General features: G+C 62.6%; 17 protein-coding genes and 1 pseudogene. 11 read left to right on the top strand and 7 right to left on the bottom strand.

All coding sequences use genetic code 11. The features are described 5' to 3' along the window. Window positions 1–259: 259 nt before the first annotated feature. Window positions 260–748 (top strand): cytochrome c, encoded by a 489-nt coding sequence (locus QD356_RS17065; protein WP_192838761.1) that lies wholly within the window; start codon window positions 260–262, stop codon window positions 746–748. Between the two features lie 106 nt (window positions 749–854). On the opposite strand, the gene QD356_RS17060 is transcribed toward QD356_RS17065, so the two are convergent. Further along, the gene (locus QD356_RS17060) at window positions 855–1,613 is read right to left on the bottom strand and encodes a cytochrome b/b6 domain-containing protein (protein ID WP_192838760.1); all 759 of its coding nucleotides are present in this window, start codon (window positions 1,611–1,613) and stop codon (window positions 855–857) included. Between the two features lie 338 nt (window positions 1,614–1,951). Here QD356_RS17060 and QD356_RS17055 point away from each other — a divergent pair, with 338 nt between their 5' ends. From QD356_RS17055 to QD356_RS17035, 5 genes are all read left to right on the top strand, one after another. Then, window positions 1,952–2,842, top strand: coding sequence for an AzlC family ABC transporter permease (locus QD356_RS17055; protein WP_192838759.1), 891 nt, complete (start codon window positions 1,952–1,954; stop codon window positions 2,840–2,842). Then, window positions 2,839–3,213 carry an AzlD domain-containing protein gene (locus QD356_RS17050; protein ID WP_192838758.1) on the top strand — a complete coding sequence of 125 codons (375 nt, stop codon included), beginning with the start codon at window positions 2,839–2,841 and terminating at the stop codon, window positions 3,211–3,213. The genes QD356_RS17055 and QD356_RS17050 overlap by 4 nt, the downstream gene beginning before the upstream one ends. Window positions 3,214–3,283: 70 nt before the next feature. Next, entirely contained in the window at window positions 3,284–3,934 is a 651-nt protein-coding gene (gene pdxH / locus QD356_RS17045) for a pyridoxamine 5'-phosphate oxidase (RefSeq protein WP_192838757.1), read from the top strand. Between the two features lie 315 nt (window positions 3,935–4,249). Next, on the top strand, window positions 4,250–4,777 hold the full coding sequence (locus QD356_RS17040; protein ID WP_153635734.1) for a hypothetical protein: 528 nt from the start codon (window positions 4,250–4,252) through the stop codon (window positions 4,775–4,777). Between the two features lie 115 nt (window positions 4,778–4,892). After that, entirely contained in the window at window positions 4,893–5,564 is a 672-nt protein-coding gene (locus QD356_RS17035) for an RluA family pseudouridine synthase (protein ID WP_054556709.1), read from the top strand. A gap of 152 nt (window positions 5,565–5,716) precedes the next feature. On the opposite strand, the gene QD356_RS17030 is transcribed toward QD356_RS17035, so the two are convergent. The 4 genes from QD356_RS17030 to QD356_RS17015 form a co-directional block, all read right to left on the bottom strand. Continuing rightward, a complete protein-coding gene (locus QD356_RS17030; protein ID WP_225348063.1) occupies window positions 5,717–6,637 on the bottom strand; it encodes a glycine betaine ABC transporter substrate-binding protein in 921 nt (306 codons plus the stop codon). Window positions 6,638–6,814: 177 nt separating this feature from the next. Next, a complete protein-coding gene (locus QD356_RS17025) occupies window positions 6,815–7,672 on the bottom strand; it encodes a proline/glycine betaine ABC transporter permease (protein ID WP_043333557.1) in 858 nt (285 codons plus the stop codon). Further along, window positions 7,669–8,877, bottom strand: a complete 1,209-nt coding sequence (locus QD356_RS17020) for a glycine betaine/L-proline ABC transporter ATP-binding protein (RefSeq protein WP_043333554.1) — start codon at window positions 8,875–8,877, stop codon at window positions 7,669–7,671. The genes QD356_RS17025 and QD356_RS17020 overlap by 4 nt, the downstream gene beginning before the upstream one ends. A gap of 427 nt (window positions 8,878–9,304) precedes the next feature. Continuing rightward, window positions 9,305–12,394 carry a bifunctional acetate--CoA ligase family protein/GNAT family N-acetyltransferase gene (locus QD356_RS17015; RefSeq protein ID WP_225996555.1) on the bottom strand — a complete coding sequence of 1,030 codons (3,090 nt, stop codon included), beginning with the start codon at window positions 12,392–12,394 and terminating at the stop codon, window positions 9,305–9,307. 201 nt (window positions 12,395–12,595) lie between these two features. Between QD356_RS17015 and QD356_RS17010 the strand changes: the two are divergent. After that, a pseudogene (locus QD356_RS17010) lies at window positions 12,596–13,522 on the top strand (histone deacetylase family protein); the annotation flags it as partial. Window positions 13,523–14,128: 606 nt separating this feature from the next. Then, the gene (locus QD356_RS17005; protein ID WP_043333550.1) at window positions 14,129–14,767 is read left to right on the top strand and encodes an XRE family transcriptional regulator; all 639 of its coding nucleotides are present in this window, start codon (window positions 14,129–14,131) and stop codon (window positions 14,765–14,767) included. A gap of 319 nt (window positions 14,768–15,086) precedes the next feature. Here the strand turns inward: QD356_RS17005 and QD356_RS17000 are convergent, their stop codons facing one another. Further along, window positions 15,087–16,136, bottom strand: coding sequence for a helix-turn-helix transcriptional regulator (locus tag QD356_RS17000; protein ID WP_192838755.1), 1,050 nt, complete (start codon window positions 16,134–16,136; stop codon window positions 15,087–15,089). Further along, window positions 16,136–17,071 (bottom strand): formate dehydrogenase accessory sulfurtransferase FdhD, encoded by a 936-nt coding sequence (locus QD356_RS16995; RefSeq protein ID WP_192838954.1) that lies wholly within the window; start codon window positions 17,069–17,071, stop codon window positions 16,136–16,138. Before QD356_RS16995 ends, QD356_RS17000 begins: the two co-directional genes overlap by 1 nt. A 208-nt stretch (window positions 17,072–17,279) precedes the next feature. Here QD356_RS16995 and QD356_RS16990 point away from each other — a divergent pair, with 208 nt between their 5' ends. The 3 genes from QD356_RS16990 to QD356_RS16980 all read left to right on the top strand — a co-directional run bounded on the left by QD356_RS16990 (window position 17,280) and on the right by QD356_RS16980 (window position 21,036). Beyond that, a complete protein-coding gene (locus tag QD356_RS16990; protein WP_192838754.1) occupies window positions 17,280–17,837 on the top strand; it encodes a DUF3305 domain-containing protein in 558 nt (185 codons plus the stop codon). Further along, window positions 17,834–18,619, top strand: coding sequence for a DUF3306 domain-containing protein (locus QD356_RS16985; protein WP_192838753.1), 786 nt, complete (start codon window positions 17,834–17,836; stop codon window positions 18,617–18,619). The genes QD356_RS16990 and QD356_RS16985 overlap by 4 nt, the downstream gene beginning before the upstream one ends. Before the next feature lie 500 nt (window positions 18,620–19,119). Then, window positions 19,120–21,036: a 4Fe-4S dicluster domain-containing protein gene (locus QD356_RS16980; RefSeq protein WP_192838752.1), complete on the top strand. Its 1,917-nt coding sequence runs from the start codon at window positions 19,120–19,122 to the stop codon at window positions 21,034–21,036. Window positions 21,037–21,040: the final 4 nt, after the last annotated feature.

The raw sequence follows: 21,040 nt of genomic DNA, 5'->3' as shown, positions 1-21,040 counted from the left end.
CTCTCCATTGCCCGCCCTTCTCGTCGTGCCTTGTTCGGCTAGAATAGCCGACTAAAATAAGCGACTAGAATAGCCGTAAAATAGCCGACTAGAATGGCGGGTATCGGTTTGCGCCTTCCCACGGCGGCTTGCCGCTTTCCCCAACGCTACCCACCGCTTCTTCCAGCGTGTCTCCTCAACCATCGCGAGCCGCCCATGCGGTATCGGCTTTGCGAGTTGACCACAGCGAGGCTTTGCCATGATCGGCCTGACAACACACTTGTCTTTCCCCCGCCCTGTGGGCGTATCGCGCAACTGCCTGACCACTGGCGTGCTGGCGGCTGGCGTGGTGCTTGCCAGCCTGTTGGCGTCGCCTGCGGCACTGGCTGACAAGACGGAAGATGCCATCCAGTATCGCCAGGCAGTCTTCCAGACGCTGGCATGGCAGTTCAGTCCGATGGGCGCGATGGTCAAGGGCAAGCAGGATTATGATGCCGAGGAGTTTCGCACTCGCGCCGAGCGACTGGCACTGTTGGCGCAGATGCCATGGGAGGGCTTCATCGCCGGTTCCTACGACGGTGATACCGACGCGCTGAGCAAGATAGAGAGCGACCGTGCAGGCTTCGACAAGCGTGCAGAGGCGCTGATGACCCAGAGCCGGGCATTGGCTGACGCCGCCGCCAGTCAGGACCTTGACGCCCTGCGCAGCCAGTTCGTCGAGACAGCCAAGACCTGCAAGGGCTGTCATCAGCAGTATCGCGCTGACTGATATAGCCAAAGCTCCGTCAAGACGCAAAAGCGCCGCCATGAGATTGCTCGTGGCGGCGCTTTTGCGTCTTGGCATACTTGAGGGCGAGAGCAGGAATAATCAGAGCTTACGGCAACTGCGTCCCCTGCCAGATGACCAGAACGGCAATGCCGATCGCCAACCCCAGTGCGAGCCACCTGCGCGGGCGTGAAGGTGGCACTGGCTCACCCTCGTCTGCCACCGATTCATCGCGCCTGAAATGCTTGCGGCCATGCACCATCGCCCAGATCAACCACTCACCGCGCAGGCCGTGCCAGACGATGGCCATCAGATGCAGGGCGATCAGCCCCCACAGCAGCGTGATATTGGTGTGATGCACCCAGGCCAGCCCCTCGGCGACATTCGCTGGGACCCGGTCATGCAGGGGCCCTTCGAACAGCAGATCATCGGTCAGAAACAGCCCGCTCGATCCCTGAATCGCCAGCACCAGCAACATGGCCAGCGTCATCCAGCCACCCAGGGGGTTATGGCCAGCATGGCGTGGCGCGCGCCCCGCCAGAAAGTCAGCGGCGTAGCGCCAGGTCGTGCGCGGTGACGCCACGAAGCGGCTGAAGCGAGCATGCCCGCTGCCCACCAGCCCCCAGATGAGACGAAACACCACCAGCCCGATGACGCAATATCCCAGCCGTGCATGCCAGACCATCGGAAAATCGAGCCCTGCGCCCACCTCGGCGGTGTACCACATGCCGATGATCGCCAGAATCAGCAGCAGGTGAAACAGCCGGATGGCCAGCCCCCAGATCATGACACTGCGCAGCGGCGAAGGCTCGCCCTGATCAAGAAGCACCGTCTCAGGCGAGGACTTGCGGGATCGGTTCGAACTCATCCTGATGACTCCCTCAGCGAATGAACCTTTGATGGCACGACACGCGGTCAGGCAGCGATGGCAGCCAACGAGCGGCCACAGACCAGTATAGGTGGCCATGACCTGGCGACTCACGGTAAATCAATCCATCACAGCGCCATGAGACATGTGAAATATCAGCAATGAAGCGCTGAGTCAGCACTTTCCACTGCCAGCTGCCACCTTGGCAGCATCGCCTGACGCTTGATGACATTATATGCTGCGTAGATTGTCTGCGGCTTGTGGGGACTCGGCCTCTTGAAGGCTCCCTGCATGTGTCGCCCATCTTCACCCCGCCTGCGCAGAACGGAACTCTCGCCATGTCATCGCCTTCCACGGCCAGTACCTCGCACGCCTCCCGGGACGACACCGCCGGTGCGGGCTCGCCTCCCCGGCAGCCAGTCAGCGGTCGTCACCTATGGCAACAGGCACTCAACCAGACCCTGCCGGTGATGTTCGGCTATATCCCGCTGGGCGCTGCCTTCGGCGTGCTGTTCACCCAGCTGCCGTTGAGCCCCTGGCTGGGCCTTTTGATGTCACTGGTCATCCTGGCCGGGGCCGGCCAGTTCCTGGCGGTAGCGTTGCTCGGTGCAGGCGCCGGCATCACCGAGGTCTTCGTGGCCACGCTGCTGCTCAATTCGCGCCACCTCTTCTACGGCCTGTCGCTGCTGGAGCGTTTCCGCGCGGCGGGCCTTGGCAAGCTCTATCTCATCTTCGGGCTGACCGATGAAACCTACTCGCTGCTGGCCAGCCTGCCGCGCAGCGGCGAACGCGATGATCCCGTGGCGCGCCGTGATGACCAGCGCCTGATGTTGCGCATCACCTTCCTCAACCAATCCTGGTGGGTACTGGGGACGCTGCTGGGGCTGGCAGCCGGACAGCTCAGCTTTGACAGCAGCGGCATCGAGTTCGCGTTGACGGCGCTGTTCGTGGTGCTGGGCATCGAACAGTGGTTCGCCCTGCGCGAGCGCTGGCCCTTCATGCTCGGCCTGGTGGTCACGCTCGCGGGCCTGTGGCTGTTGCCGGAAGATCAGCTGTTGCTGGGCAGCATCGCGGCAGCCTGCGCTCTGTTGCTCGGGCAATATCATTACCAGCGTGGCAAACATCAGCCACACGTCACGCCTGCCCCGCGTGACGAACATCCCCCACACGGCAAGTCTGGCTCGTGCCAGACTGAGCACAATCAAGCCTCGGAGCACACTACCCCATGACGACCCTGCAGGCCTTGCTGTTGATCGCCGTGTCAGCCGGCGCGACCTTCGCCACGCGCGCGCTGCCCTTCGTGTTCCTGTCCCGCCATTCGGCCCATCCGCTGATTCTGCATATGGGCCGCTATCTGCCGGCCATCGTCATGGTCGTGCTGATCATCGTCTCGCTGTCGGCCATGCAACTGCCTGACATGTCAGAGTCCGCGCACCACATCTCGGCCTGGCAAAGCTGGCTTGAGAGCGCCGAGGGCGCCGGCATGCTGGTCGCGGCCCTCTGCGTGGCGGGACTGCATCTATGGCGACGCAATGCGCTGCTCTCGATTGCCGTCGGCACCGGGCTTTACATGACGTGGCTGCAGCTGGGCGGTGTCTGAGGCTTGCGATCCAGCACGTGAGCGGTCACAGTCATGTCATTACATGAGCAATTCATCAAGGGAGCCCACCATGAACCGCGATATCGCCGATGTGCGCAGAACCTATTCCGGTGATGGCCTGAGCCTTGCGAACACACCGCTGGAGCCCTTCGAGCTGTTTCAGGAGTGGTTGACCAGCGCCCTGTCCGCCGATGACAACGACGCCAATGTCATGACGCTCTCCACCGTCGACAGCCAGGGCAAGCCGCATGCGCGCATCGTGCTGCTCAAGGGCTGCGACAGTGAAGGCTTCATCTTCTATACCAATTATCAGAGCCACAAGGGCAGCGAACTGGCCAATGTGCCCTTCGCCGCGCTGACCTTCTGGTGGCCCGCGCTGGAGCGCCAGGTGCGTATCGAAGGCAGCGTCGAGAAGGTCGCGGATGCCACCTCCGATCAGTACTTCGCCTCACGCCCCAAGGAGAGCCAGCTGGGCGCCTGGGTCTCGCAGCAGAGTGTCGAGATTCCCGATCGCGAGTGGCTCAGCGAGCGTCAGGGTCGCTTCGAGCAGGTCTATGCCATCACCGAAGTGCCGCGTCCGGAGCATTGGGGCGGCTATCGCGTGGTGCCGGAGATGATCGAATTCTGGCAGGGGCAGCCCTCGCGCCTGCACGATCGCGTGCGCTACCAGCGCCTGGACACCGAAGACGGCGAATGGCACAAGCAACTGCTGGCGCCCTGAACCGATAGCCAGGCTGCGCCGATAGCCACTCTGCGCCAACACAGTGCTCTTCTCGAGGCTCCGCTCATGCGGGGCCTCTTGCGTTACCGTTCGGGTTACCATCCGGGAGCCGTCCGGGTTGCCGCTTGTGTTATCGCTTGCGCTATCCCTTGAGACCCCGCCGGTGCAGATTCGCGCGGTCAGCGGCTTGCCCTCGCCGGGCACAAGCCGGACAATGGCCGCCCTTTCGGCCTCTCGAACGCCAGTCGGCCTGCGTCCTTCACCGGCGCATCCGACATGGCCTGCGATGCCAGACACGCTCAGATTGGAGGCTTCATGGCCTGGGATGACAGCGGTACCCCCAAGGTGGCACGTCAGACACTGGTAGACCGTCTGCTGGCCGGCTATACGCCATCCGACAGTCATGGCATCTCGCTGGTCGATCACGCCGTGGTCGGCAATGTGCTGTATACCGTGCTGGAGCACCCTCACGGCCATACCTTCATTCGCCAGCACCTGATGCAGGCCCCCAAGAATGGTGACCCCAGCCGCTGGGAATACCATATCCGTGACGAGGGCACGCCAGACATTCCGCTGCAATGCCCGGAAGAGCTGCTCGAACAGTCGACAGCGCCCGGTGAGATTGCCGCCCAATGGCGCGCCGACACCCGCGCGGCGCGTGATGCTGCCGCAGCGCGCAAGCGCAAGATCAAGAAGCTCAAGAAAGGTGAGCTGCTGACTGCACTGGATGGCAGCCAGGTGATCTTCGTGCGCGCCTTTACCGCCAGCCTCTTCATCGGTCGTGCGCCAGAGGATGGTGAGGACGATGAGTATGAGTATCACTGGCAGGATATCGCCCTCTAGACCACTTTGGTGCTCTAGACCGCGCCAGCGCTTGCCTCACTTGCCGTTTCGCCCACTTGCCGTTTCGCCCACTTGCCGTTTCGCCCCGCCCCCTTGACGTCACTGACGAGCCCTTATGCAGCCACAAGCCGACCCGTTCATCGTTCCCGTCTGCCACGAAACCTACGCGGTGCTGTACGCCGACGATGACATCCTGCTGATCCACAAGCCCAGTGGCCTGCTCAGCCTTTCCGGCAAGCATCCGCTCAATCTGGATTCGCTGCATCATCGCCTGGTCAAGGAATACCCCAGCGCCAAGCTGCTGCATCGGCTGGATTTCGGCACCTCCGGCATCATGCTGGTCGCGCTCAACAAGCCGGCCAACGGCAACCTGACGCGCCAGTTTCAGGACCGCAACATCGGCAAGTCCTACACCGCGATCCTGCATGGCCATCTTGAGGAGGACAGCGGACGCATCTCGCTGCCCATCGCCAAGGACGTCGACCAGTTCCCTCTGCAGAAGATCTGCCACGAGACCGGCAAGACCGCCATCAGCGATTTCCGCGTCATCGAACGCCTGGAGAATCCGGCGCGCACGCGAGTCGAGTTCACGCCGGTGTCAGGCCGCACGCATCAATTGCGCATCCATAGTCAGCAGATCGGCCACCCGATCCTAGGCTGCGATCTCTATGCGACGGATGAGGCCTTCTTCATGGCCGAGCGCCTGATGCTGCATGCCGAGATGATCAGCTTCGATCACCCGGTGAGCGGTGAGCGCATGGAAGTGCGCAGTCCCTGTCCATTCTAAGCCAGTCCTCTCTGAGCCCGCCCGTTCTGATCAAGTCTGTGCTCGCCGAGTGTGAGCGACGCGTCATTTGCAGGCACACAACGAAACGCCCCCACAGGAGACCCTGTGGGGGCGTTTCGTCATTCATGACTCAGTAAGTCATGCGCCAGGCATCACTCAGCCGCGGCCGGCAGCCATTCCTTGACGATATCCTGATGGCTTTCCACCCACGCCTTGGCGGTTTCGTAGGGGTCAGCGTCGTCTTCCTGGTTGTTGAGCATCACTTCGCCCATGTCAGCCGGGGTCCAGGCGAAGTTGTCGAGAATCGCGTAGACCTCCGGCATGTCTTCCTCGAGTCCCTTGCGCGCCAGGGTGTGAATCTCCTCGGCACCGCCGTAGACGCCCTTCGGGTCATCCAGATACTTGAGGTCCCAGCGGGCGAACATCCAATGCGGCGTCCAGCCGGTGACGACGATCTCACGCTCACCCTTGATCGCATTGCTCAGCGCGGCGGTCATGGTCGCGCCGCTGCCGGTGGTCAGATCGATGTCCTCGAGATCATAGTCCTCCAGCACCTGCTCGGTCAGACGCGTCAGACCTGCGCCCGGCTCGATGCCGACGATGCGCTCATCGATATCCTCGGCGTGGGTCTTGATGTCGTCGATGGTCTCGAGCTTGCTATAGGACGGCACGACCAGCCCCAGCTTGGTGCCTTCGAGATTGACGCCCAGGTCGTCGACCTTGTCGGCGATCTTGGCCATGTAGTCTTCGTGGGTGGTGGGGAGCCACGCACCGACCATGCCATCGGCATCGCCGAAGGCGACCGCCTGGAACATCGCCGCCGCAGACAGCGCCTTGAGTTCGACGTTGTAGCCCTGTGATTCGAGCACCGCCTTGACCACATTGGTGGAGGCGACTTCAGAGGACCATTCAACGTAGGCCAGCGTCACATCGCCCTTGTCACCGGCGGCATACACGGCGCTTGCCCCAGCCAGTGACGAGGACATGACTGCGCCGAGCAGCAATGCCTTGGTGGCGGCATTCATCTTCGCGGTGACGTTCAAGGTAGTGTGGGAGGCATCTTGCTTGTTCATCATTTTCCCCTTTATTCGAATTTACTCATTGTTTATCGCAGCGCGTCTGTCGAAAAACGCGTGTCGACGGCCAATGGCGCGTCGTCATCTCGACAGTCAAACGTTGAGTCGGGTATGGAAGTGCTCGAGGCGGCCTCCGCATCGCCATGCAACTCACGGAGGCCGCCGGTGAACCCCTTATGAACGGGGCTTCTTTTCCTTGCTGAAGGTCTGGGTCAGGCGGTCGAGCAGCATGGCCAGGATGACCACCGCGATGCCCGCTTCAAAACCATCTCCCGGACGCAGGCGCTGGATGGCTTTCCAGACCTCATTCCCCAGGCCATCGGCGCCGATCATGGCCGCGATCACCACCATCGACAGTGCCAGCATGATGGTCTGGTTGATGCCGGCCATCACGGTGGGAAGGGAAAGCGGCAGTTGCAGCTTGAAGAGCTTCTGGCTGCGGGTGGCCCCGAAGGCATCGGCCGCTTCGATCAGGTCATTGGGCACCTGACGAATGCCCAGCGTTGTGAAGCGAATCGCCGGTGGCATCGAGAAGATCACGGTGGCGAAGATGGCGGAGACCGAGCCGATGCCGAAGAAGGGAATCGCCGGAATCAGGTAGACGAAGGCCGGCATCGTCTGCATGAAATCCAGCACCGGCATGATGACCTTGTAGAAGCGGTCCGAGAGTGCCGCCAGTATCCCCAGCGGTACCGCGATGACCACGGCGACCAGGGTGGCGATCACCACCAGGGTCAGCGATTCGATCATCGGATCCCACAGATCCAGGTTCCAGATCAGTCCGAGCCCCAGTACGGAGCCGATGGCCAGGCGCGTGCCGGCCAGCCGCCAGCACAGCAGCGTCACCAGAGCGATCAGCGCCCACTCGGGCAGCCACATCAGCGCATCGTTCAGGACGTCGATGCCGGTCTCGGTGAACTTGGAGATGCCGCGCGTGATGCTGGAGTAGTTGGTCGTCAGGTAATCAAGCCCCGTCTCGATCCAGTCACCCAGCTCTATCTTCGGGATGGTAAAACCGGTTGCGTCGCTCATGCGTGTGCCTCCCCTGCTTCCGCCAGTTCCGCGAGTACGGACCCTTTGATCACCACGCCCAACAGGCGGGATTGCTCATCGACCACCGCCAGCGGATGGTGATGACCGGCAAACATCGCGAACAGGTTGTGCAGAGGTTCTTCCGGCGAGACCTGACAGCAATCGGAGTGGATGATGCTCGAGAGATCGGTGAGATTCTCGCGCACGGCACGTTCGGTGTCCTCGGCAGTGATGATCCCGAGTACCGTGCGATCACGACGGACCACGAACAGGCTGTCGAGGCCGTTGTCGCCCATCTTGCGCAGCGCCGTGCGCGGGCCATCATCATCGCGTGCGGTGGCCCGCACATCGGTCATCGCCGAGCGGGCAGTGAGGATGCGAGACATGTCGACGCCTTCGACGAAGCGCGCCACATAATCATTGGCCGGGGAAGTGAGGATGCTTTCGGGGGAGCCGATCTGCACGATCTCGCCATCCTTGAGCAGGATGATGCGGTCGCCGATGGAGAGGGCTTCATCAAGGTCGTGGGTGATGAAGATGGTGGTCTTCTTCATCTTGTGCTGCAGCGCCAGCAATTCCTGCTGCATGTCCTTGCGGATCAGGGGATCAAGCGCCGAGAAGGCCTCATCCATCAACAGCACCGTGGAATCGTTGGCCAGCGCTCGCGCCAGGCCGACACGCTGTTGCATGCCGCCGGAGAGCTGGCTGGGGTAGGCATCTTCCCAGCCATCAAGGCCGACCTGCTTGAGCGCATCGCGACCGCGCTGATAACAGACTTCCTTCTCCTCGCCACGCACCTCAAGCCCGAACTCTGCATTCTGCTGCACGGTGCGGTGCGGGAAGAGCGCGAAATTCTGGAACACCATCGAGAAATGCTTGCGACGACAGCGCAGCAGTGACTTGTCATCCAGCTTGGCGACATCATCGCCGTCGATGAGGATCTCGCCCTCCGTCGGCTCGATCAACCGATTAAGGCAGCGGATCAGGGTCGATTTCCCGGAGCCGGACAGCCCCATGATGACCAGCAACTCGCCTTCCATCACATCGAAATCCACGTTGGAAAGCCCCAACGTCTGGCCAGTCTTCTCGAGAATCTCGGGGCGTTTCATGCCCTCATCACGCAATTTGAGCGCCTTGTCGGGCTGATTGCCGAACACCTTGCTCAGATTGCGCACTCGAATCTTCACGTCGCGAGTGTCAGTCATTGGCTTTCCTGTCGTCAGCGGGCAGGAAATATCCACGGATTCTGTCAATTACGCACTCAATCCGGCAGGGAGAATGGCTCGCCCTGCCGCTGACATCGCGCAATCTGGCCGCAAGCATCGCTTGCCGACCTACTGACAGAATACTGTGTCATCCCCTGCGCCATTATCCATAAAGGATTCTTATATTTGTAATTACAATACAGTTTTATTGATAAGCGCTCAAACACGAACAGACGTTTATACGACCAAGGTGGTATGCCCTTGACGCCTCTTGCTGATACCTCCCTGAATCACGACATTGCATGTTGTTATTGGTCTATTGCTCTCCATCCCCGGACGCATTGCGTGTTGCCGAGAACCGCCTGGCAAGCCTACGCATGCGCCTATCAATAGGCCCTTGCACAAGCCCATGCACCAACAAGGCGCATCAGGCCTTGGCTTCCAGCCTCAGGCGCTGCCAATCACTGACCGGCTCGTTGAGACGGATGCTGGCATCGATGACCTGCTCCTCCATGTTGTAGCGACAGGTGAAGCCAAGGTGCTTCATCAGGGCGCGCATCGGGTGATTGTCGATCATGATCTTGCCGACCATCTCCAACGTGCCCAGCGAGCGGCAATAGCGCAGCATCTTCTCCATCAACAGACTACCGATCCCCTCGCCTTGCATGTCATCCCGGATGATGACGGAGAATTCAGTGCGAATGTTGTCCGGGTCATTCCATACCCGCACCACCCCCAGCATCTCGCGCTGCGGCGACTCACCTGGCTGGGCTTCCACTTCACGCTCGGCGATGAAGGCCATCTGGCGGTCGTAATTGATCTGGGCGAGCAACGCGAGGTCTCGCTGCGTCAGCGCCGCCTTGTGGTGGAAGTAGCGGAAACGAATGCTCTCCTCGGAGAGCCGCGCATGGAAGGCCGTGATCAAGGGCGCATCCTCGCCTCGTATCGGGCGCACCTCGACGTGCATGCCATTGTCCAGCGACACCCATTCACGCAGCTCCTCCGGATACGGCATGATCGCGAAACGAGCCGGTTTGCCGAGATCCAGCGCGAAGTCCACTGCCACGGCCTCCTCGCGGTTGAGCAACAACGGATTGATTTCCAACCCTCTTATGTCAGGCAAATCCGATGCCAACTGTGAGAGCTTGATCAACAGCGTGCTGACGCGCTCGAAATCGCGCTCCGGGTCCGGCGAGTGCTCGGCGATCAGGCGGGAGGCATGGCTGCGCGAGATCAGCTCACGCGCCAGGGTCATGTTGAGAGGTGGCAAGGCGACCTGACGGTCCGCCAGCACATTGACCTTGTAACCGCCGATGCCGAACACGATCACCGGGCCGAATTCGTCATCGCGCGTGATGCCTGCGCTCAACTGCAGCGAGTGTTTGCCACGCTGCATCGGCTGCAGACAGAACTCATGAATACGCGTGCGCTCGTGGTCACTGCGGCCGCGCTCGGCATCGCCCTCCGCCACCTTCTGGGTGATGCGGCGAATCGCCAGCGCGATATCCTCCGGACCGGAAAGGTCCTGCACCACGCCGGAAGACAGCCGCTGTGGGTAGCGGCGATAGCGGAACGGCTGGCTGTTGTGTTCATGCACCACGCGCAGCGCATAGGGGCCCTGGCGAGACGGCTTGTCGTCATCCGTGGCAGAACGCTGCAACTCGACGATGGCACGCGCGCCTTCGGCGGCGTCGAGCACATAGCGGCTAGGCGCGGTGGCGATGCCGTAGGTATCGAGCACCTGCGCCGTCTCCGAGTGGGTCAACCATTCACGGCCGGCACGCCGCGCGCTGTGCACCAGGTCATGGGCGCGGGCGCGGATCTCGGCGCTGGTCGAGAAGGCCAAGCTCGGCGGCGTCTGCTGCAACAGTGTCTGCACACGGTGGTAATCGACCATCTGCAGGAAGGCCTTGACGCCCTTCTCCGGCGACAGATAGGTCGGAATGCCGGCCAGATGGCATTCATGGCGGGCCGACAGTGCCTGTTCAAGCCCCATCCAGCTGGTCAGCAGGTTGCGTCGGAATTGCTTGCGATGGGCCACCAGCGCCTCGGCCGTTGCCCGTGAGGGAGCAAGGCGTGTCGGCGCATGCACGACCAGCACGGCGTCCACGCCACGGTCATTGGCCACGATGTTGACCGCGGCCAGGAAATCTTCCGGCGTGGCATTGCCGCCCAGATCCACCGGATTGCGCCCCGGCAGGCTGACGTCCAGCTCGGCCTTGAGCAGCGCCTGGCGGCTCTCCTCGCTCAGCTCGGCCAGCTTGCCGCCGCCCGCCATCAGCTTGTCGATGGCCAGCAAGGCCGGGCCCAACCCATTGGAGACGATCGCCAGTCGATCCCCGCGCAACGGCTTCATGCGATTGAGCGTCTCCAGCGCATCGAACATGTCTTCGCTGTCATTGACGCGCACCACCCCGGCACGCGCGAGGGCAACATCGACGATCCGGTCGCGATTGGGCACGCCACGCGTGACGTGTGTGCCGAACAGATCGGCTTCTGGGGTACGACCGCTCTTGATCGCCAGCACCAGCCGATTGCGGGACGCCTCGCGCAGCGCGGTCATGAAGTGCATCGGGTCGTGAATGCGCTCCAGGTGCAACAGCAAGGCCTGCGACGGCCCGTACTGGTTCAGGTAGTCGATCAGATCGGGCAGCATCACATCGACGCTGTCGCCCAGGGTCACCAGATGCGAGAAGCCGATGCCGCGCCCCGCCGCCCAGTCAATCATCGCATTGCCCAGCATTCCCGACTGGCCGAGATAGGCGACCTTGCCCTTGGCCACTGGCTGCCCACTGAAGGAGGCATTCAGGTGGCGGTTGGGCACGCAGATGCCCATGCATTCCGGCCCGAGCAGGCGAATCCCACTGCCACGGGCGGCCTTGAGCAACCGACTGTTGAGGCTTTCCTGATCACGGTGGATACGGGGGACTTCGACACCCGGCTCTCGTGCCTGCGAGGCATCCAGTATGTCGTCCGTGCTGTCGGCGATCCGCGGGTAGCGCTCGGCGCTCGGCACAGAAGGCTCACCGGCCTCATCCAAAGGCGACGAGTCGGTGACGGAGGGTTCGGGGCCTGGCTTGCCCGTAGTGGACCTGTGAATGCCCGGCAGACGCGGGGCAGAGAAGTTCAGCCCGTCGCGGCGTGACAGCATCTCAAGCCCCTTGCCGGTGACGCGGGCCAGCGAGCTGACCGGCGTCGGCGCGACACCTCCCGAAATCAGCAGCGCCGCCTTGACGCCGCGCCGGCCCAGCTTCTCGACCACCCGCGGCAAGGTATCCGGCGGTGAGCACAGAATGGCCAGGTCCGGCACCTGCTCCAGCTCACTGACCCGCTTGACGCACGCCACGCCATGCACCGTCTCATATCCCTTGGGGTTGACCACCGTCAGGGCGCCCTTGAAGCCCCCTTCAAGCAGATTGCGCAGTACCTGCCCGCCCAGTGAATGCGGCTTTTCCGAGGCGCCGATCACCACGATACTGGCGGGCTCGAAGAAATTGCGCAGAAATCGCGTTCCCATAGGCTTGTCCTGTCAGCGGTTGCGCCTCGTCAGCGCGATATGAGCAGCATGCCGCGAAAGCGCAGGTCTGAACAGCCATCCTCGCGCCCTTCATGCGTGAAACAAGGTAGACCATCGGCGACTGGCTCATGCCATTGACGACTCTTACTGTTACGTCATGGTGCAGACCATTATGACCCGCACACTCACGCAGGCATGCCGATGATCACCTCCTACATATCCCATCGCGACTGCGGTCAGCATTTCATGGGCCCCACCCATCCCGAGAGCCCACTGCGTCTGCAGGCCATCGAACGTCAGCTGGCGCTGAGCGGCGTGATTCAGCATGTCCAGCAATACAGTGCGCGAGCGGCAACGCTTGAGCAGCTGGCGCGCGTGCACCCCATGCGCCACCTGCAGTCGCTGGAGAAATGTCCGCCCCAGGCCGGGCAGCTGTTGACCATCAACGAAGACACCGTGATGTGTGCCGATAGCCTGGTCGCGGCGCGACTGGCCGCCGGCGCGGTGGTACGCGGGGTCGACCAGGTGATGCGCGATCAGGCCGACAACGTCTTCTGCGCCGTGCGCCCACCGGGCCACCATGCCGAACGCGCCGATGCGATGGGTTTCTGCTTCTACAACAACGTGGCGGTGGGCGCCCTGCACGCCCGCCAGCATTACGGCGTGAAGCGCATCGCGATCCTCGATTTCGATGTGCACCAGGGCAACGGCACCGTCGATATCTTCAAGCATGATCCCGATACCCTGGTGTGCTCCTCCTTTCAGGACGCCATGTACCCGTGGCGCTACCTGGAGAGCCGCTGGGAGCACATCCACAACACGCCCCTGAGCGAAGGCAGCGGCTCACTGGCCTTCCGGCGCGCCATTGAAGCCCAATGGCTGAAGAAGCTTGATGACTTCAAGCCGGAGTTGATTTTGATCTCGGCAGGCTTTGACGCGCATCGTGAAGACCCGATGGCGGAACTGTGCCTGGAAGATGACGACTATTACTGGGTCACCCTGCTGGCGATGGATGTCGCGCGGCGTCACTGCCACGGGCGTATCGTCTCCGTGCTGGAGGGCGGGTATTGCCTGGAGGCGCTGGGGCGCAGCACCGAGGCGCATCTCAAGGCGCTGGCGGGCTTGCCGATGCAGGATGGCCTCGATGCGCGTGCCGGCAGCCAGCACCCTTCAGGCCAGCTCGCATCAGGCCAGCTCCCTTCAGAGCCACCCACGTCAGAGCCACCCACGTCAGAGCGGCCCGAGTCAAAGAAACCTGAACCAGACCAGCTCGATCTCGCGCCTCCCCCCGTGGATGCCCTCTCACCCCGCTCCGTCTCTGGCACGCCAGACGGCGTCCAGCCGCCGCTTGCCAAGCCCGCCGAGGATGAGCGTGATCACCCGCTGTTCTAGCGTCTGGCTGCTCTAGTGCCCGGCTGTTCTAGCGCTGGGCATCCCCCGCACCGGTGGCCGCCCCCTGGCGCGCACCACACCTCACGACAGGTTTCCCGCAGCCAGGAAACCTGTCGCTGCGTCATGGGAGCACCAGCGAGCCTTCGGTGTCGCGAACATCCATGTCACAGACAGCCATGTCGCGGACAGCCATGTTGGCTACGTGTCGGGATGATGCGCGCTTGCCATGCTGTGATAAGCTGGCGATAAAGTTTCCGATAGTAAACTTTATCGCCAGCTGACAGCGCTGCGACACCCGATGTCGTACGCCGCCAATATCACGCCCATAGCGAAGCCACTCTCATGAGCACACCGACAGACAAGGACGCCGCCGTCCGGATCGCCTCCGGTCGCAAACCCTTCGTTGAGCCCCTGAAGCTTGGCGAACGCGTGAAGCAGATCCGCCTCTCCCATCATTGGACGCTGGAAGATGTCAGCCAGCGCACGGGGCTGGCACGCTCGACATTGTCCAAGATCGAGAACGAGCAGATCTCGCCGACCTTCACGGCGGTCCAGAAGCTGATTCATGGTCTGAACATCGACCTGCCGCAGCTGCTGAGCCCGCCCAAGCGCCAGAGTGGCACTCTCGGGCGTCGCGACCTGACGCGCGTCGGTGATGGCAAGTCACACCCGACACCGACCTACGAGCACGAGCTGCTGTCCTGGCAGCTGGCGCAGAAACGCATGATTCCCTTCAAGACTCGCGTGCGCGCGCGCAGCTTCGATGACTTCCCCGACTGGGTGCGTCACGACGGCGAGGAGTTCCTGATGGTCTTGGCGGGCAGCATTCTGCTCTATTCGGAATTCTATGAACCCTTGCCGCTGGGCGATGGCGACAGCATCTATTTCGACTCCGACATGGGTCATGCCCTGGTTTCTACCAGCGAAGAAGATGCCATCGTGCTGTCGGTGTGCACTCGCAATGATTCGGATCCGAGCTGAGCTGATTTGAAGTGAGCCGAGCTGTGTTGAAGCGAGCTGGGCTGTGTTGAAGTGAGCTGAGCCGAGTTGGACCACGTAGAGCGCGCTGGCAGGAAGCTAAACCGCAAAGATAGCCTTCTCGCGAGCGCCACCTGGCCGGTCCATTCGAAACAATGACTTGCTTTACCATGCTCGCCGTCAGCCCGAAATAAAAAAATCGCCCACTAGCCATGCGCTAATGGGCGATTTTTTTGGATGTCGCACTTATGGCTTCTGCCGAGTCCTGACCACCAGCACTCGCTGGGCGTTCAGTTTATCGAGCGTCTCGATACCGAGCGCCTCAATCGTGCTGTGCGGCATCGCCGCGCCAGATCAACTGACCGCATTCGCGCAGATCATAGCCGCCGAGGGATTGCGCCAGCTGAATGCCATTTGGTGTGGCCAGATAGTCCAGCAATCCCTGGAAGAGATCGCGAAAGTAGACATTGCGCGGTACCACCAAATCGAAGGCCTCTTCACACACCGGCACGAAGCCGAGGCCGAACTCATTGGCGGCCGACAGCGTGCCGGGGCCGACGTCCACCTCGCCCCGCGCCACCATCGAGGCCACTTCCCGCTCGGAATAGGCGATCGCCAGGGTGTTGAGCTGCTCGGCACGCATCTGATGGCCGGACAGCCACTCCTGCAGGAAGCGCTGCGAACCGGCCCCCTCCTGTCGCACCGCCCAACGCCGCTGCGAACCGAACAGGCCGCTGGGGTCGATGGACAGATGACGATCATCATTGCGGATGATCAACCCCTGGGTACGACGCGCAAGCCGCACCATCACCCACTGACGATAGCCATCGTGGCCGCGAATCAGCGCCGGATGACGCAGCGCCGCCTCCTCCGCGCGCCCCCAGTGAATGGCGCAGACATCAGCACGCCCCTGGCTGAGCAGATCAAGCCCCAGACGCGTGCCGGTGACGCTCATGCCATAGAAGGCGCTACCGGCATGCTGCTGATTGAGGCGCATGGAGAGCGCGGCCAGCAGCGGGTCATCACTGCCGGTGATCATCAGACGATCCGCCAGTACACCATGATGGCTGGACTCGAGAATCCATTGCTCCACCAGGCGCCTCGGAAACAACCACTTGCCGGTCACCTTGGTCGCCGGCATGGTGCCGTCACTGGCCAGCTGATAGATCTTCTTCTCGTTGAGATGCAGCAGGCGCGCGACTTCCTGCACCGTCAGAAAGGGGTTGTCGTGGGGGACCGGAGCCTGCCGACCGGTGGCCGCATTCAGGGCCTCGCCTGAAGACTCAGCGACAGAGCCACCCGCAGGTGCGCCGAGTTCAGAGGAAAAGCCCTGTGAGGGTATGACGCCCAGCGGCGAAGAAAGACGACTCATCACTGCGCCCCCTTGTCGTGTCCGGCTGCGCCGTCTGCTGAAGATGGCTTGCCTGACGCGTCATGGCGCGATGACTTGAGAGCGTCACCTGCACGCAGCGGCGGGATGGCATCCAGCACCAGCCGCCCGGCAGGGTCCACCGCCTGGAAGTGGCGCCCCTTGGCGCGCGCGATCAACAACACGCCAAAGCGTTCCGCCAGCTCCACCCCCTTCTGCGTGACACCTGAGCGTGAGACCAGCACCGAGATCCCCGCCTGAGCCACTTTCAGCACCATCTCGGAAGTCAGACGACCGGTGGTGTAGAAGATATTGGCCTCCTGATAATCACTGGCATCATCACTCAGAGGCGCCAACCAGCTCAGCCCCGCCAGCGTATCGACGGCGTTGTGGCGGCCGACATCCTCGATGAACGCCAGCACTTCATCATCCCGACACAGGGCGCAACCGTGCACCGCACCGGCCTTGCGATAGGTCGCGTTGTGCGCCGCCAGCGCCTCCAGCAAGCGATACAACAAGGCTTGGCTGAAGGGGCCTGCGTCCAGCGCAGCCAGTGATTGGCGCTCCAGCAGATTGCCGAATACCGTGCCCTGCCCACAGCCGGTGGTCACGGTGCGCTTGCCGAGGCGCTGCTCGATATCCTCAGGCAGATGACGCGTCACCACCGAGGCGCTCTCGACCTCCCAGTCCACCTGCAGCGCTTCGAGGTCCTCAAGCTCACCCAGCAGGCCCTGATTGCGCAGATAACCGGCCACCAGCGCCTCAGGTTCGGCACCCAGGGTCATCAAGGTGACGATCTCGCGCCGATTGAGATAGATGGTCAGCGAGCGCTCGGCGGCAATGGACTGCTGATGGCGCTCACCGCGTTCATCCATGACTTCGATGTCCAGCGTGGTGGGTAGTGTGGCGCGACTGATCGCTGGCCGTGCAGAGGGCATCATGAACTCGGGTCTCCCTGATCGAGCCGGTTGGAATGGCAATTCTTGCGCTGAATCGCCGTAGAGTACCAGTCTGATGGCAGAGCTGTCCCCGCACTGACTGACGGTGACCCTGATATCGCATTCGCCGGCATGTATCTTGCACACTAGCACCATCGCAGCATTCTTTTCAGACCCGCTTGCGGGTACAGCAGTGAACAAGGAAGCCATGTCTGAATCCATCCCTCCCCGTAGTGACGATACCCGCTGGTTGAGCGTCACCCTGGCGCCCACCACGCAGAAGCTGGGGCGTTTCAGCATCGACACCTGGCGGATTGCCGACCTCTCGCCCTCTGCAACGCCAGAGACGGAATCGCACGTAGCGGAGCCTGCCGCCGCTGATGAAGTAGCGCATCGCCGCATCCTGCCGCTGCAGCTTCACCTCACCGAGCGCACCGATTACCGCTACAACCTCCGCTGCGAGCAGCCGCGACTGTTCGTCCAATGCGATGAGCGCGAAGCCGACGGCATGCAGCCCCGCGTGGTGACGGCCTGTCAGGAGGTAGCATCGCATTGGATGGATGGCGACCAGCTGGTACTAGATGTGCCGATGCCCCCGGCCTTGATGGTGTGGCTGGAAGCCTACCTCGCGCGTCACGGCGAACGACTCGACGAAGGCAAGAAGAAGAAACGCAAGGGCGCCGGGCGCGCCAGTCAGGCAGAGCAGCACGCCGCGACGCCCGACAAGACGCATCAGCCCGGTGATGGTACGGAAAGCACGTCATGAGCCAGCACGACGATAACGCAAGCCGGGCCAATGAAGGCCTGTTCTCGCGCTGGTCACGCCGCAAGCAAGGCGACAGCCGCCGTGAAGACCAACTGGCACAGCCGGACAGCACAGAGGGAACCAAAGGCGACAGCCTCCCGCCGCCACAGGCGGGAGTCGCCTCTGACAACAGCGCTGACACCCCTGCAGCGCGCGTCTCGCAGCACGAAGCCCTGGGCGGCGATAGCCCCTCCTTGTCAGCAGAGCAGGCAGCAGAACAGGCATCAACCGAGAGCGATCAGCAGGCATCGGGCGCTGACAACGCTGAAGTGCCCGTCATCGAGCTGCCAGACCCCGACACCCTGACCCCAGACGCCGACATCAGCGCCTTCATGCAGAGCGGCGTGGACCCGGCGCTACGCCAGCGTGCGCTGCGTCGCATCTTCATGGGTGGCGAGCACTCGGTGCGCGATGGGTTGGATGACTACGACCAGGACTTCTCCCAGATGCGCCCGCTCGCCGAAGGTGTCGCCGACACGCTGCGCAGCTGGACCCGCAAGGTCGAAGAAGGCCTGGAAAAGCTCGATGAGGCAAGCGAGACACCCGCGGTGGATACGACGCTGGAGACAGACGACCAGGTCGCTGAGCAGGCGCCTGACGGTGAGGCGCCAGTGGGCGAGTCACACGCGACGCCCAGCGACGAGATACTCGAGTCGCCTGACCCACAAGCGATACCTGCGGAAAACTCGCGCGAGCCAGCTCCGGTATCAGATGATGACAGCGGCGTCCGCCATAAGCCGTGACCCGGGGCTGGCCCCACAAACGCCTCCAGCGCCATGGCTCAGGACGCCAAGGTTCAGGACGCCAGGGCGTCAGGATGACGCGCCGCACAACCAGCATGAGTCATTATGACCCACGAGTAAGCCGGACACGTCTGACCGAGGTCATCCTGATGCCTCATGAGTCACTCTGACGCGCCTCATCAAGGCGCACTGACTGCAACGCACATGCAAGATTCAGCATGACACGCCAACCCTTGAAGATGATGACTGACCTCAACCGACTGCGGTGATGAGTGCCTGCGCGACCTGACCGCGCCCCTCTTCTCGCCGGGCGTGAAAACGGCAATGTCATCAACAGCATGCAAAGATGGTTGGCCTGTCATGAATCCCCCACTGAACGACTGTCGATCGCCGACCCGGCCCTGACCGCGAGAATCAGCGACGACCGGGACCTTCATCATCCGCCTGCCACCTGACGGCAGCTTGCATGCAAGGTCCGCCACGACCGAATAAGGATGAGGATGCTCAGCTCAAGTCTCGAGAGCGCTCAACGCGCCCTCAATCAACAAGCACGCCAACGCGCCCTGTCATCCGCCATGGGTGGCACGCCTGCCTCCAGTCTGCCGCTGTTGGCGACGGATGCCGGTAGCGCGCCCATCCGTTATCACAGTCAGGGACGCACCGTGATCATCGGCAGCGAAGCACGAGTGCGAGCACTGGCGAGTCTGCTGACACGCCTGCCGGCTACCGCTCAGCTGCCGGTGGCACTCTTGATCAGTGAGCAGGACAACAGTGCGCTGGTGACGATGGATGAACAGCATCTCGCCGCCAGTGAGTCGCTGCCTGCGCACAGTGCTCCGCGTGACATGCTCGCGCTGAGCGGTCACCTCGGCCAGTTCAGCCTTGCCAGTGATGGCGTCAATCTGGCCGCCGCACTGGTGCCGCAAGGTGCCGGCAGCGCGACCCATTTCGACCTGATCGCCGACCTGTCCAGCCAGCCGCTCAACCAGGCGGAACTGCCACCGCCCGGCTATCTGCAAGCCGCTGCGGACGTCATCGCCGAGCTGGATCAGCTGGTCGCCGATGCCGAAGCCTCCCAGCAATCACTGTCACAGCTGACCGCCTGGGCGATGCAGTTCGCGGGCCTGATCGGCAACTTCGACAAACCGAATTACGTGACCGTCAATCTCGATACCTGCGCGCATTCCAGTGCCGGCAACATCGGCTGTACGCGTTGCCTGTCGTCGTGCAGCGCCGATGCCATCTTCTCGGTGGCCGGTCGTCGCAATGCGCATATCGAGATCGACCCTTACCTGTGCCATGGCGCAGCCAGCTGCGTCAGCGCCTGCCCAACCGGCGCGCTGAGCTTCACCCAGCCCCCGGCCGAGCAGCGCATGGAGCAGATCCAGCGCCTGCTGGAGCGCTATCAGGATAGCGGTGGCCTCTACCCGCTGCTGCGCTATCGCCTGGAGCAATCCCCTGCCTCGCAGACTGCCCTGGCGAGTGTCGACCAGGAGCGCTGCCTCGATATCACTCTCGAGGAAATCTCCGCCACCGGGCACGACGAGTGGCTGGCCGCTCTCGCACTCGGCGCGACGCAGGTCATTGTCGAACTGCCCCACGACCTGCCCGCAGGCCAGCACCAGCAGCTCGATAGCGAACGGCGCCTGGCACTGACCCTGCTCGACAGCATGGGACTTGCCAATGCGGACAGTGGCGAGCCGCGCATTCGCTTCGTCTCGCTGCCATCCGCCCTGCCACAAATGGATAGCAACGAGGCTGACCCCCTGCCCCTGATCACGCCGCTGTGTGTCGCTCTGGCACCGGGCGCGGACAGCGAAGAAGAGCAGCAGCCCAGTCAGCCGATCGCCCGTGACTGGCTGCTGGGTCAGCCGCAGGCAAGCCCCGGCAAGCGCGAACGCCTCAATCGGGTGCTCGATCACCTGGCGACACTGTCGGTCGCGGACCTGGCGCAAGACAGCATCGCCGTGCCGACAGGCGCGCCCTTCGGCGTGGTGAACGTCGATAGCGACAACTGCACGCTGTGTCAGGGCTGCGTTGCCGTCTGCCCGACCAGCGCCCTCTCGGCCAATCGCAAGTCGCCTGCACTATCCTTCACTCAAGGTGACTGCGTGCAGTGTGGCCTCTGCGAGCAGGCATGCCCGGAGCAGGTCATCACCCTGACACCTGGCTTTGCCCCGCAGCCCGAGATGCGCCGCGAACCGCAGCTGATCAAGCAGGATGTGCCCTTCCCCTGCATCAGCTGTGGCACGCCGTTCGGCTCCACCGCCACCATCACGGCGATGCAGACCAAACTGGCCTCGCACGCCTACTTCCAGGGCGATGGCGCACTGCGCCTGAAGATGTGCAGCGACTGCCGCGTCAAGGACATCTGGCACGAAATGGCACGTAATCCCGATGCCCAACTCAAGGTTTGAGCCA

Source organism: Cobetia sp. 2AS, from assembly GCF_029846355.1.
In the GTDB taxonomy this organism is placed as follows: domain Bacteria; phylum Pseudomonadota; class Gammaproteobacteria; order Pseudomonadales; family Halomonadaceae; genus Cobetia; species Cobetia amphilecti.
This window is presented reverse-complemented; position numbering and strand designations above follow the sequence as displayed.